The sequence below is a fragment of the Butyricimonas muris genome (genome assembly GCF_046365375.1).
Taxonomy (GTDB): Bacteria; Bacteroidota; Bacteroidia; order Bacteroidales; family Marinifilaceae; genus Butyricimonas; species Butyricimonas muris.
Map to the genome: position 1 here is coordinate 272,078 of NZ_JBKEIT010000003.1, position 13,372 is coordinate 285,449.

Annotated in this window: 9 protein-coding genes and 1 riboswitch; all 9 genes read right to left on the bottom strand. The window is 46.7% G+C overall.

The annotated features are described in order from the left end of the window. Positions 1 to 394: 394 nt before the first annotated feature. The 9 genes from uvrB to ACK8P8_RS06590 all read right to left on the bottom strand — a co-directional run bounded on the left by uvrB (position 395) and on the right by ACK8P8_RS06590 (position 12,367). Positions 395 to 2,401, bottom strand: coding sequence for an excinuclease ABC subunit UvrB (gene uvrB, locus ACK8P8_RS06550; protein ID WP_099292180.1), 2,007 nt, complete (start codon positions 2,399 to 2,401; stop codon positions 395 to 397). Positions 2,402 to 2,495: 94 nt separating this feature from the next. Beyond that, the gene (locus ACK8P8_RS06555; RefSeq protein WP_292271161.1) at positions 2,496 to 2,870 is read right to left on the bottom strand and encodes a thioesterase family protein; all 375 of its coding nucleotides are present in this window, start codon (positions 2,868 to 2,870) and stop codon (positions 2,496 to 2,498) included. 122 nt (positions 2,871 to 2,992) lie between these two features. Beyond that, on the bottom strand, positions 2,993 to 3,742 hold the full coding sequence (locus tag ACK8P8_RS06560; protein WP_369860671.1) for a sulfite exporter TauE/SafE family protein: 750 nt from the start codon (positions 3,740 to 3,742) through the stop codon (positions 2,993 to 2,995). 37 nt (positions 3,743 to 3,779) lie between these two features. Continuing rightward, entirely contained in the window at positions 3,780 to 5,066 is a 1,287-nt protein-coding gene (locus ACK8P8_RS06565; RefSeq protein ID WP_369860670.1) for a Na+/H+ antiporter NhaC family protein, read from the bottom strand. A 13-nt stretch (positions 5,067 to 5,079) separates the two neighbouring features. Further along, the gene (gene metF, locus ACK8P8_RS06570; RefSeq protein WP_099292184.1) at positions 5,080 to 6,033 is read right to left on the bottom strand and encodes a methylenetetrahydrofolate reductase [NAD(P)H]; all 954 of its coding nucleotides are present in this window, start codon (positions 6,031 to 6,033) and stop codon (positions 5,080 to 5,082) included. Positions 6,034 to 6,132: 99 nt separating this feature from the next. Continuing rightward, positions 6,133 to 9,657: a methionine synthase gene (metH, locus tag ACK8P8_RS06575; protein WP_410025626.1), complete on the bottom strand. Its 3,525-nt coding sequence runs from the start codon at positions 9,655 to 9,657 to the stop codon at positions 6,133 to 6,135. A gap of 12 nt (positions 9,658 to 9,669) precedes the next feature. Beyond that, positions 9,670 to 10,419: a UPF0280 family protein gene (locus tag ACK8P8_RS06580; protein ID WP_410025627.1), complete on the bottom strand. Its 750-nt coding sequence runs from the start codon at positions 10,417 to 10,419 to the stop codon at positions 9,670 to 9,672. Positions 10,420 to 10,536: 117 nt separating this feature from the next. After that, the gene (locus ACK8P8_RS06585; protein WP_099292186.1) at positions 10,537 to 10,956 is read right to left on the bottom strand and encodes an NIL domain-containing protein; all 420 of its coding nucleotides are present in this window, start codon (positions 10,954 to 10,956) and stop codon (positions 10,537 to 10,539) included. Positions 10,957 to 11,224: 268 nt separating this feature from the next. Then, positions 11,225 to 12,367 (bottom strand): homocysteine biosynthesis protein, encoded by a 1,143-nt coding sequence (locus tag ACK8P8_RS06590; protein WP_099294503.1) that lies wholly within the window; start codon positions 12,365 to 12,367, stop codon positions 11,225 to 11,227. A gap of 305 nt (positions 12,368 to 12,672) precedes the next feature. Continuing rightward, positions 12,673 to 12,777: riboswitch (SAM riboswitch) on the bottom strand. Positions 12,778 to 13,372: the final 595 nt, after the last annotated feature.

Here is a 13,372-nt window from a genome sequence, read left to right on the forward strand (position 1 = left end):
AATGTCGTGGCATAATTGTTTTTTGGTATAAGATTGTGTATATAAAACACCACGGAAATAGATTTGAATATTCCGATAAAGATAGTTCTTCTATAGTTATCAGATATTTAATGGTTGGTTTATTCCGATTTTTATAGAGGATAGTTTATATTATTTTTTAGATATAGAAAAGACCAAGTTGAAAAGTTTATGTGCTGTCAGAAAAGTTATGCTCTCTTCTTGCTTTTATTTTATAAAATTATCTTGGAAAGATAACCTTTTGAGTAAAAGTATTTAAGCGAGATTTGTCGTCAGATTCAGTTACCGAGAATTCCTCGGTAACTGAATTTTCGTCCAGTTCGTTTTCTTTGAATATATTCTTAAGATGCAGCGATATGTTGTCCGTTGAACAATCTTAAAGTTCCAGCCGTTTTATTGTTTCTTCGAGTTTGAACATTTCGTCACGCAGGCGGGCGGCTTCGAGGAAGTCCATTTCTTTGGCGGCTTTTTGCATGGCGGCTTTTGTTTTTTGCAACATCTTTTCCAGTTCGGGTTTGCTCATGTAAGCGGTAACCGGATCGGCGGCCATGTTGATATGCTCTTCTTCCACGTAAGCACGGGAAGTTTCTTTTAGCACGGATTCGGTTGTTTTGTGAATTTGGGTGGGGATGATGCCGTGTTCACGGTTGTATTCCATTTGTTTTTCCCGACGATAATTGGTTTCGTCTATGGTTGCCTGCATGGAACGGGTAATCGTGTCGGCGTACATGATGACTTTCCCGTTCAAGTTACGGGCTGCACGTCCGGAGGTTTGTATGAGTGAGCGCGTGGAGCGTAGGAATCCTTCTTTGTCGGCGTCGAGAATGGCGACAAGAGAAACTTCCGGCATATCCAATCCTTCACGGAGCAGGTTTACCCCGACAATGACATCAATAATTCCCTTGCGCAGGTTCTCGATGATTTGCACTCGTTCCAGCGTGTCCACGTCGGAGTGGATGTACTGGCATTTGATGCGAATACGGTCTAAATATTTACTCAGTTCCTCTGCCATGCGTTTGGTCAACGTGGTAACGAGAACTCTCTCTTTTATTTCTATTCGTTGCTGTATTTCGTTGACAAGATGATCTATCTGGTTTTTGCTGGGTACGACTTCGATTTCCGGATCGAGGATACCCGTGGGGCGGATAATTTGTTCGACCACGACGCCTTCGCATTTCTCGAGTTCGTAATCGGCAGGGGTAGCGCTGACGTATATCGTTTGTCCCGTGTTTGCCTCGAATTCCTCGAAAGTAAGCGGACGGTTGTCAAAAGCGGCGGGAAGCCGGAAGCCGTATTCCACGAGCGATTGTTTGCGGGAGCGGTCGCCCCCGTACATGGCTCTCACCTGTGGTAGCGTCACGTGCGATTCATCGACAACCAACAGGAAATCTTGCGGGAAGTAATCCAGTAAGCAGAATGGACGTACACCTGCGGCACGACCGTCCAGATAACGGGAATAGTTTTCGATTCCGGAACAGTATCCCAGTTCCCGAATCATTTCCAGATCGTAATTTACCCGTTCTTCCAGACGTTTGGCCTCCATGTGTTTCCCGACAGAATTAAGAAAATCGACTTGTATAGTGAGGTCGTGTCCTATGTCGTGGATGGCTTTTGCCAACGTGGCTTTGTCCGTGACGAATAAGTTTGCCGGGTAGATGTTCAATGTTTCCATTTCATCCATGGTCTTTCCGGTCTGTGGGCTGAAAGAAGTGATCCGGTCGATTTCATCATCCCAGAATTCTATCCGGTAAGCCATGCCCTCGAAAGTTTCGATGGAGGGGAATATATCCACGGTTTCACCTTTTGCCCGGAAACTTCCCCGTTTGAACTCGAGTTCGTTGTTCACGTAAAGGGCGTCTACCAGACGTCGTAATAATTGATTGCGGGCGATTTTCAGTCCCCGGCGCAGGAAGATGATATTTGCCCCGAAAGCTGTCGGGTCTGCCATACCGTACAGGCAGGAAACAGATGAAACTACGACCACATCCCGTCGTCCGGAGAGGAGGGAAGCGGTTGCCCGTAGGCGTAGTTTATCGATCTCGTCGTTAATAGCGAGGTCTTTTTCTATATAAGTGTTTGTCGTCGGAAGATAAGCTTCCGGCTGATAATAATCGTAATAGGAAACAAAATATTCGACCGCGTTTTCCGGAAAGAACGCTTTGAACTCCGAGTACAACTGTGCGGCTAATGTTTTGTTATGACTTAAAATAAGGGTAGGGCGTTGTACCTTTTCAATGACGTTCGCGATCGTGAATGTTTTCCCCGAACCCGTGACCCCCAGCAACACTTGTCCCGGGGTACCTTCTTCAAGTCCCTGTGTCAGTTGTTTTATTGCTTCCGGTTGGTCGCCGGTGGGTTGAAATTCTGAGGTAAGCTTAAACATACAATTGAAAATTGAGAATTGAAAATTGAAAATGTGAATTGAAGTGTTTGAAAGATTATTTCATTTTCAATTCTGCATTTTCAATTTTCAATTATTAAAGTTTGCTCATAAATTTCTCCGGGTTGATGATGAAACGGTCGTGGACGGCTGTTCCGATAGGGGCGGTTTCGTCCCACGCTTCGATTTCAAAGCGAATACGGCGACCGTCGACTTCGGTAATGGTGGCTTTACAGCCTACTTTTTTGCCCACGGCGGTAGCTTTCACGTGTTTGGTGTTGATTTCAATACCCACGGTATCGCTGTCAGCGTCGAGCATTCCTTCGAGGCATTTAATTGCCGTGTTTTCCATCAATCCGACCATTGCCGGGGTTGCAAATACTTCCAATTTCCCCGAACCGTAAACAGCCGCGGTATCTTTATGCTGAACTGTTATTTCCTGCGTGAACGAGTGTCCTATTTTTATTTCCATGGTGATGTAAAATTTGATTTACAAAGTTATCAAAATATATCGTATGCTATGCTTTTTTGTCGCCTACTTATTTCAGTAATTTCCTATTCCCGTCATTTTCCAGTATTTGTATTTTTTTATTTTTAGCTAAAATAAAGGCGGATAGCCACGACTACCAGTATCACGAGCAGGAAATAGCGAATGTATTTCGCTCCCCATTTCACGCTGAAGCGTACGCCGAGCCACGCACCGAGCATATTGCCGCAGGCAAGGATAAGACCTACTTTGAAGTTGACCAGATCGTTGTATATGAAGATTGCTAGAGCGATAATCGTGTAAAAGAGAACGATAAACAGTTTTATGGCATTAGCTTTCAACAGGTCGTAACCGCACCCCAGCACCAGTCCGGCAAGCAGAAAGAAACCGATACCGATTTGGATGAAGCCGCCGTAAATACCGATAAAAAAGAAGATCAGGTTTCGCAGCCACGGTTGTTTCATTTTTGCTTTATCCGCGTTGGCTTTTACCCAAGCGTCGGGATTGAGAAGCAGCATGAAGAACATGATAATCAACAGTCCGGCAATGACTTTTTTGAAGATGTCCTCGTTAATATCTACCGCTATCAAAGCCCCCACGATACTTCCGAGGGCAACGGGGAGCAGAAGTTTGTAATCGGTTTTGAAATCAAGTATTTTCTTTTGTTTGAAACTTCCGACGGAAACCACGTTTTGTAACAAAATGGCAATCCGGTTTGTCGCGTTGGCTACATTTGCCGGAAGACCGATAAAGATCAGGAAGGGCACCACCAACATGGAACCACCTCCGCCCACTGTATTGATAAACCCGGCTGCCATGCCGAGCAATATGGTGATGAGTGCTTCTGTTATTGTCATGGTGCGAAATTACATACTAATTTTAGATTTACAATTGTTAGGAGTATTTTCTCGGGTACCGGAAAAATATGGCTAAAAGGGCGGCTATTCCCATGAGGTACGGGTAATAAAGATATTGCATGATAGCGAGTGGGGTAACAGCTGCTAATCCGGCAGCCATGAGTAGTTGTGCCCCGTAGGGAATGATTCCCTGTACAAAACAGGAGAACGTGTCCAATAAACTGGCCGATTTCCGGGGATCTACGCCAAAACTGGCGGCAATATCCTTGGCAATGGGACCTGCCATGATAAGCGCTATCGTGTTGTTTGCCGTGCAGAGGTTAGCGAAGCTCACGAGCGCGGCAATACTCAATTCTGCTCCTTTTTTCGAGTTCACGCGGGTGGTCAGTTTCTGTATGATGTAGGCGATTCCCCCGTTATAGCGGATCATTTCCAGCATCCCCCCGGCAAGCAGCGTGATGATGATGAGTTCACCCATGCCGGATATCCCTGTTCCCATGGCCGCGATCCAATCCCAGAATCGGATACTTCCGGCAAGGATGCCGACTATGCCCGAGCATAAAATGCCAAGTAACAATACCAACATGACGTTCATTCCGGATAAAGCGGTCGCGAGAACCAGAATGTAGGGGATTATTTTCAACCATTCGATTTCATGGATCACGGGATGCGTGGTTATTTCCGTTCCTTGAAACAGGTAGACAAGAGCGACGAGTGCGGCTACGGGAATGACGATCAGACTGTTTACCTTGAATTTGTCTTTCATGTTGCATCCTTGTGTGCGGGTTGCCACGATGGTCGTGTCGGAGATAAAAGAAAGGTTATCCCCGAACATGGCGCCGCCAACCACGATTGCCACCATGTAGGGCAATGCTATGTCTGTTTGTGCGGCAATACCCGCGGCGACGGGAGTGAGGGCGACAATCGTGCCGACAGAGGTTCCCATCGATAGCGAGATAAAGCAGGCTGCAATGAACATTCCCGCGAGCAGCAAGTTATCCGGGAGAACGGCTAAAGCAAGATTTACCGTGGCATCGACGGCTCCAACCGCTTTGGCGGTCTGGGCGAAAGCTCCGGCAAGAATGAAAATCCACACCATAAGCATGATGTTGCTGTTTGCCGCTCCTCTACAAAATAAATCTACTCGTTTGTGTAACTTGCCTCCCGAAGATATTGCCACGGCAACCACGGATGATACGAGAAACGCTACCGTGATGGGCATCTTGTAGAAGTCTCCGATGATAATTGAAGCTACCAAGTAGATTAGTAGAAAGACAATCAGTGGTATCAGTGCGAAAAAGCGTGGTTTCGGTTCTTGGTTCATCTTTTTGATTTTTTCAAAATACTTGTTTCACTATCTCTTGTATGTTTTCCGATTTTCCCATGGTATAATAGTGGACAGCGGGAACGCCATGTGCGATCAGATCCTTGCTTTGTGTCACGCACCACTCGATACCGACTTGGTTGATTTCCTTGTTGTTTTTACAGGAGCGGATTTCTTTCACCAACTCTTGGGGAATATCAATGCTGAATGTACGGGGCAGCATCTCCAAATGTTTGAGCGTGGAGATCGGTTTTAATCCCGGAACAATCGGAACCGTGATTCCTTGCGCCCGGCATTTTTCCACGAACCGGAAGAATTTAGAGTTGTCGAAAAACATTTGAGTCACGATATAATTTGCCCCGGCATCTACTTTTCGTTTCAGGTTTTCGATATCACAGGCTTGGTTCGGCGCCTCGTAATGTTTTTCCGGGTAACCAGCCACGCCGATACAGAAATTCGTGGGAACGGAATCCGTCAAAGTATCATCAAGATATTGCCCGTGATTCATGCGGTATATCTGTTCGACTAACTCGCAACTGTATTTGTGTCCGTCTTCTTCGGGTGAGAAAAAACGCTGTCCCGGTATGGGATCTCCCCGGAGAGCCATTATGTTCTCGATGTCGAGAAAGTTCAGATCAATCAATTCGTTTTCGATTTTGTGGCGGGTAGCCCCACCGCACACGATATGCGGAACCATATCCACGTTGTATCTTCTCATGATGGCGGCTGCCAGAGCTACCGTACCCGGACGCTTCGTGACGGTAACTTTTTTAATTGTTCCGTCTGGTAATTCCCTGTATTCCAATTCATCCCGGTGGAACGTGATATTGATAAACGGGGGAGCGAGAGCGATAAGCGGCTCAATTGCCTCGTATATCTTGTTAATATCTCCCCCTTTCAGCGGTGGCACCAGCTCGAAAGAGAATACCGCTTTATCTGATTTGTTTAAGATGTCAATAACCTTCATGATTTTAGATTTTAAATTTTAGATTTTAGATTTTAGATTCCCTGCGCTTGAACCAACGCTTCAACTACCCCCTCTTTAGCTTTTATCTTATTTCAGCGTTTACACGCTGAAATATTTTGCTTCCGGGTGTGAGATCAGCATTCCGCAGAGGCTGGTTGAGGGATAGATTGAATATCCTTCTGTCAGTTGTACCCCGATTTGGGCGGGTGCATCCAATGCTTCGAAAGCGATCTTTTTTAACGCGTGATCCGGGCAAGAGGGGTAACCGAAAGCGGGACGGATGACACGCGTACCCTCGTTTATCTGCTCCTGCATCCATTCCGCGCAGGCTTCCGTCAGTCGGGCGCACAGGCTTTCCCGTAGAAGGTGCTCGAAATCACGACAGTCGTTACACTTGTGCTTGTCGGATACTTTCAGGCAGAACAAACCGACACTTCCCGTCCCTTTCTCTTTGGGGATCACGAAGTCTGCCAAAGAGATACATTCTTGCAGGTCTGCCTGTTGCCGGGGCATCGGGAAGCGGAATTTGCCGTCCAGCACGATTTCGTCGTTTTCCGAACAGGCATCGAAAAAGCGCACGATGATGGAAGCGTCAAATTCGTTGCCGGCAATGACTTTCCCCAACATATCCAGTGCTGCCTGATAAGTGCGGTCAGCCTCGTCATTCGTGTAAACGATCTCCGGGTATTTTCCTTTGAATCCCCAGAAATGGAAGAACGGGGTCCAGTCAATTCTTTCCACGAGGTCTTCGATATTAAGGTGTTTTACCAGTAAATTGTGTTCCCCGAATGTTGTCGGTTGAACGTTATCCCAATTAAAGCGTGGCGCTCTTCGGCGGGCTTCTTCAAGCGATATGTGTTTTTGTTGACGGTGGTAATAATGCGTCCGGATTTCTTCCTGCTCCCGTTTGAGTTCACGGGTATAATTTTCCCGGTCGTTCAGCAAGCGTTTTATGATTCCCACGGTACGTGAAGCATCCCCCCCGGGTACAACACAATGATCATATTTGGGTGCCAGTTTCACAGCCGTGTGCACGGATGAGGTGGTTGCACCTCCCACGATTAGCGGTACTTGCAGTTGTTCTTTCTGTAACAGTTCGCATAGATTTTCCATTTCACCCAGCGAGGGAGTGATCAATCCGCTAACCCCGACAATATCCGCCTCGTGTTCTTTAATAGCCTCGATAATCCTTTGGTTGTCTACCATGACACCAAGGTCGATCACTTCCAGATTATTACACGTTAATACAATGTTTACAATGTTTTTGCCGATGTCATGCACGTCGCCTTTTACCGTGGCAAGAATTACTCTGGGCAATCGTTTCACGTTTTGTGCCGCCGCGTTATGGCGTTCTATTTCGGGTTGCAGGATATTCACCGCTTCTTTCATCACTTTTGCCGATTTCACCACTTGCGGGAGGAACATTTTGCCGTCCCCGAAAAATTCGCCTACGCGCTCCATGCCTTTCATGAGCAGTCCCTCGATGATTTCTACCGGATTGGAATACCGGGCGAGGGCCTCTTCTATGTCCGCGGGAAGATAGTCCGTGATGCCTTTCACGAGCGCGTGTCCCAAGCGCTCTTCCAGCGGGCGGATGCGCCATTCCTCGTTTTGTACGTTTTTGTTTTCGCCCTTTACTTCTTTATATTTCTCGGCTAGGGCGATTAATGTTTCCGTGGCCTCTGGAGTGCGGTTTAAGACAACATCTTCCACTGCTTTCAGAAGTTCCGGGTTGATTTCGTCATACACTTGCAACATGGCGGGATTGACGATAGCCATATCCAGTCCCGCCCGTATCGCGTGGTACAGGAAAACGGAATGCATGGCTTCCCGCACGGTATTGTTACCGCGGAACGAGAAAGAGAGGTTGGATACTCCGCCCGATGTGCGGCAGCCTTTCAGGTTCTGTTTTATCCAGCGCACGGCTTCGATGAAGTCCACTGCATAATTGTTATGTTCGTCGATACCCGTGCCGATAGCGAGGATATTCACGTCAAAGACAATATTTTCGGGGGTAAATCCGGCGCGGGTAGTCAGTAATCGGTAAGCGCGTTGGCAGATGTCTATTTTCCGTTGGAAAGTGGTTGCTTGTCCTTCCTCGTCAAAAGCCATAACCACGACTGCTGCCCCGAGGCGTTGTATCTCTTTCGCCTTGTGCAGAAATTCTTCTTCCCCTTCTTTCAAGCTGATGGAGTTCACGATACATTTCCCTTGCGAATTTTTCAATCCTGCAAGAATGGTTTCCCATTTCGACGAATCGATCATCAAGGGTGCCTTGGCTATATCCGGTTCGTTGCTGATTATACGAATGAAGCGTTCCATTTCCGCCGTGCTGTCCAGCATGGCATCGTCCATGTTGATGTCTATGATGGACGCTCCCGCCTCGATTTGTTTGCGGGCGATGATAGCGGCTTCCGTGTAATTCTTTTCCCGTATCAGACGGGCGAATTTGGCGGAACCTGCTACGTTGGTGCGTTCCCCGATATTGATAAAATTGCTTTGCTCTTTATCAACAATTACAGTTTCCAGTCCGCTCACTTTCAACCGGTGTTCCGAAACCGGGATTTCACGGGGAGGGATGTTTTTCAACACTTCGGCGATAGCCCGAATGTGTTCGGGTGTCGTTCCGCAACATCCGCCCGCGATGTTGATTAACCCTTCTTTTGCCATATTTTGCAGGCATTGTGCCGTGAATTCGGGAGATTCGTCGTATTCGCCCATTTCGTTGGGAAGCCCGGCATTCGGGTAGATGCTGATCGCGCAAGGTATATGTGGCGCCAGCTCCCGGATGAATTGGTGTAATTCTTTTGCCCCGAACGAGCAGTTTAACCCGAAACTCACGATGGGGTAGTGGGACAAGCTGGTGAACAGTGCATCCAGTGATTGCCCTGTCAGCGTACGACCGCTTTGGTCGTTGATCGTTGCCGAGAGCATCACGGGGAGTTGTGTCCCGCGTTCCTCCTGCACTTTGGCGATAGCATACAAGGCTGCCTTGGCATTCAGGCCGTCATAAATGGTTTCCACGAGCAAGAGATCTACGCCTCCCTCGATTAGTGCGGTAACTTGGGTAGTGTAAGCCGCGACTAATGTGTCGAAGTCCACGATACGGTAGGCGGGCTGTTCCGGATCGGGGGCAAGCGTGAGAGATTTGTCCGTGGGACCGATACTTCCTGCCACGAGTATTTCGCGTTCTCGGCAGGCGGTAGCCGCTTCTTTGGCGATTCGTGCCCCTTCCCGGTTTATTCGGGTAATCCATTCCGTGCACCCGTATTCGGCTTGGGATACGGCATTGGCGTTGAACGTGTTTGTTTCTATAATATCGGCACCCGCTTCAATATAACTTTGATGCACTCGGCGAATCACGTCGGGACGGGTGATATTCAACACGTCGTTGTTGCCTTTCAAAGGGATAGGGTGCCCCGCGAATTCTTCTCCCCGGAAATCGGCTTCTGTTAATCCGAATTTTTGTAAGGCTGTCCCCGTGGCTCCGTCGAGGATGAGGATGCGTTTGTTGTCGCCTGCGGCGAGTTGCAGGTTGCAGGTTGCATTTGCCTTTGGCAAGTTACAGGTTACAGGAACTCCCGTGTCGGTGTTGTTTGGTTGTATGTCTTTGTATGTTTTCATTTCTAAATTTCTTCATTTCCAAATCTTCAAATCAAATATCCCGTGAATACCGATTTTATCGTCTTTGATACAAATAGCTCCTAGGATTTCGTCTTTTTTTCCTATCTCTTCCATGCAGGGGGCAATGTCCTCCACGGTCTGTATCCGGTTGGCGAAGGCAGTGGCGTATGTATCGGCCAAAGCACAGTCTTTGCAGATAATCATTACCGCGTCCGCTTTCCCGAAACTGAGCGATGGACCTACGGTGCCCGATGAGGTGCATATTCCCAGCGGGGCATATCCGGCGTTGATCGTGAAACCGACTTTCTCGGACAGGGGAGATTGCCCGGCGAACACGGCGATATCCATGTCTGTCCGGATGTCGGCGTATATATCTCCGCCGTTTTCCACGATAATCTCTTGTACCCCGAACTTTTCTTTGACTTCTATGCCTATTTCGCGGGCGACAGCTCCGGCAACGGCACTCATGGGACCGATGCCCGAACGGACAGCCACTTCCGCCATCTCACGGAAGATAACCGGTGCTGTCGGTTGTGCCTCGTGTGGTACCAATGCTTTCAAGTAGTCCGGATCTTGGGCTATGTAAGCGTCCATTTTCTCCCGTAACGCCCGTACACGGGTTTCCGTGAAGACGGGAATCTCCGGGTGAAACGAGGCTTTGTCAATCCCTATCCACAAATCGGTTTCCTTGAAAGCGACCGTGAAAGAATACCAGCGCTCTTCCTGTAAATGTTCCCTGTATGTACGATCTTTGTATTCCATTTGAGTTCGTAAAGTTTATAAGGTTTGTAAAGTTTATAAAGTGTCTAGTGTTATTATTTTTGCTTTCATAAGGTCTGCTAACTTTATAAACCTTATGAACTTTATAAACTTTATAAACTAATTCAGCGAATCGCTGAATTCAATCTTGAAAAGTTTCAGCGGGCAGGCTTTCAGACATAGCTTGCAGGCGATACACTTTTCCGGGTTGAATTGCAGTTTCCAGTCCGGAGCCTCAATAGTCAAGGCGTGGGAGAAACAGGCGGACGCACAGTTGCCGCAATTGATGCAACGGGTTTCGTCATACGAGATTTTGCTGGAAACGGGACTCACGGTGACTCCGTTGTCGTTCAGAAATGCGATAGCTTGTTCTATACGCAATTCGTCGGCATCCATTTCAATGAGTAAAGAGCCGGTTCTTCCGGGTTGTATTTCTCCTTTCAGTATATTTATTTTTATATCATAAATACGAATCAATTCGTATGTCAAAGGTCTGTCTGTTGCGTCGACCGGGAAGGTCAATATTACTTTTTTATTCATAACCGGAATAATTTTAGATTTTAAATTTTAGATTTTAGATTGAACTCCCTCCCCCCTTCGGGGTATTGAGCCCGGAAACCGGTCTCGAACTGGCTCTCGTTCGACAGACAACGAGCAAGCTCTCAGTCTGTTCTCTCTTACTCGCCAGTTTCCCTCTATAAACAGAGGGAGAGCTGAATTACTCACCGTCTTTGGCTAGTGTCACCAGCTCCTCCTCTGTTTATAGAGAGGTGGCTGCGAAGCAGACGGAGGAGTTCATTTTCAATTTTCAACTTTCAATTTTCAATTGTTTCAGTGCAGTTCCTGTCGGCATCGGTCGAACGGGTTCCGAGAGCAGGAAATCACCTTTTTGAATCCATGATTTCAGTATATCGGCGATTTGTCGGGCTTTTGCCAGACTGGCCACGGGGGTGGTTCTGATCTTGTGTCCGTTTACTTCTATTTCACCCGATTGGAGGGCGGCATAGTTTGTTTTTCCTAGAATTTTGTTTCCGTCCCCGTAATCCACGACGGTTGTTTCAATCTGTTCGTTACGAATGGATACCCTGCGCGCGAGGTCTTCATCCAGAATAGGGATGGGGATACCGATCCCGACAAACAGGCTTACCCCGTATTTCTCGTAGTACACGCCTCGCAGGAAGTCGGTACTCATGTTCTTCAAATCGCCGATTACCGCTATCGTGCGGGCGTTACTGGTCGGGATGCCGTATTCGTTGACTTCTTTGGTGGAGTGGAATTGTGTCCCGTTCCATGTGACGTACCCTTCCGTGCCGCAGAGGAAAATGCGGGTTCCCAATCCTATCGTGCGACATTCCGGATCATTCAACAGGGGAGAGAGTTCACCTGCCGTGCTGTACGAGGCGTTGCGCAATTTTGGAAGTAGGGTTCCCATGTAAGTGTATTTGATTTTGTCCGTGGAGTTTGTTGCCACGTTGTAGTTCTGGTACGCGTTTCTCGGGTTGTACAGGATTGCCTCGTTGATTGAGTCTTTCGTGATACGGGTTTTAATGTGTTTGCAGGGATAGCAGTCCGTTCCTTTTCCCCAAGCCTCCAAGGCGATTTCTTTTCCTGCCACGAGGTCTTCGATAACGTGCGCACCCCCGTATGCCGGGTTCTCTGGGTTGCAGTCCGTGGCACCCACGTAGGTGTCCACGGCGGCGAGTCCGCCACTGACACGTATCCCATTCAATTCGATTTTTTCCATGCGAATCGGGGGATTGGCATGACCGAAATTCAAGAATGCGCCCGATGAACACATTGCCCCGAAAGTGGCGGTTGTTACCACATCTACTTTTTCGGCGATCTCTTTCGGCGAGAGTGTTTTTGCCAATTCGGAAACTTCTTCGGCGGTCAGAACCACTGCCGTTCCCTTTTTTATCTTGTCGTTTATTTCCGCGTATGTTTTTGCCATGATATTGTCCAATTTCTTGATAAATAAATGTTTGAATAATGATTTTTTCAAGATAATTGCCTTGCAACTATCTGATTATTAGATTGTAGATGTTGTTTGTGTCATAAAAGTCATGACACAACGAGCAATCATAAATCTAAAATCAAAAAATCTAAAATGAATAAGTTCCGGGGTAAAAAAGATATTAGCGCATGCAGCGCATACACATGGACATGGCAATAGAGAGGATGAAAAGATTTCTACAATTGGCGGTGCAATAACTGCTGTTCTGGTTTGTTGTTTCTTTTTTCATTTTTCTTCAGCTTAAATTATAACTCCTGGTTCTCAGGTCAGGTTTTGGCACCTTGCAAATCTTTTGCAGGTTGTCGGAGCTTCAATGAGCCTGTTCTCTCGACTCCTCTTTATAATTCAAACAATCCTCGCAGATTGAATTGATCGGGACAAAGAAAAAAAGAATAAATGAAGAATGCAAATATTTTTCATCTTTTTTGCGATCGGAGATTCTAATTTACTGCTATAACTCTTCATTACACGTGAATAACCCCTGTTCAACCCTTGGCCTCTATCAAAAAGATTGCAATTTCATATCATTAACAGAGCATGAACGCTGGTTTACGTTCATGCTTCGAAGATGCTACGTTCATGCTCCGAACTTGGTAGCGGGAAACCATAGCCTAAGTATAGTCCGGGGGATGCCGGGTGTGAGTGAAGGGATGAAAATGCAGTGTTTCGTTTATCGCAATTTAACATTTTGCGAATTGCGAGAAATGAAACACAAACTGATATTATTACGATAAATGTGATAATTTTAAATATAAGATTTATAACGACAAATTTTCATGTATTTATATTTTGTGTTAATCAAAAATTAATTACTTTTGTGTATCAGTGAATAAAAATTTATTGATATTATTGTAAAATTAGAGAAGTGTCGCGTGTGAAAGGGAGAACAGGAGCGATTCGTGTGAGTTTTTGCGGATAGTTAATATGGATATTTACACTGTC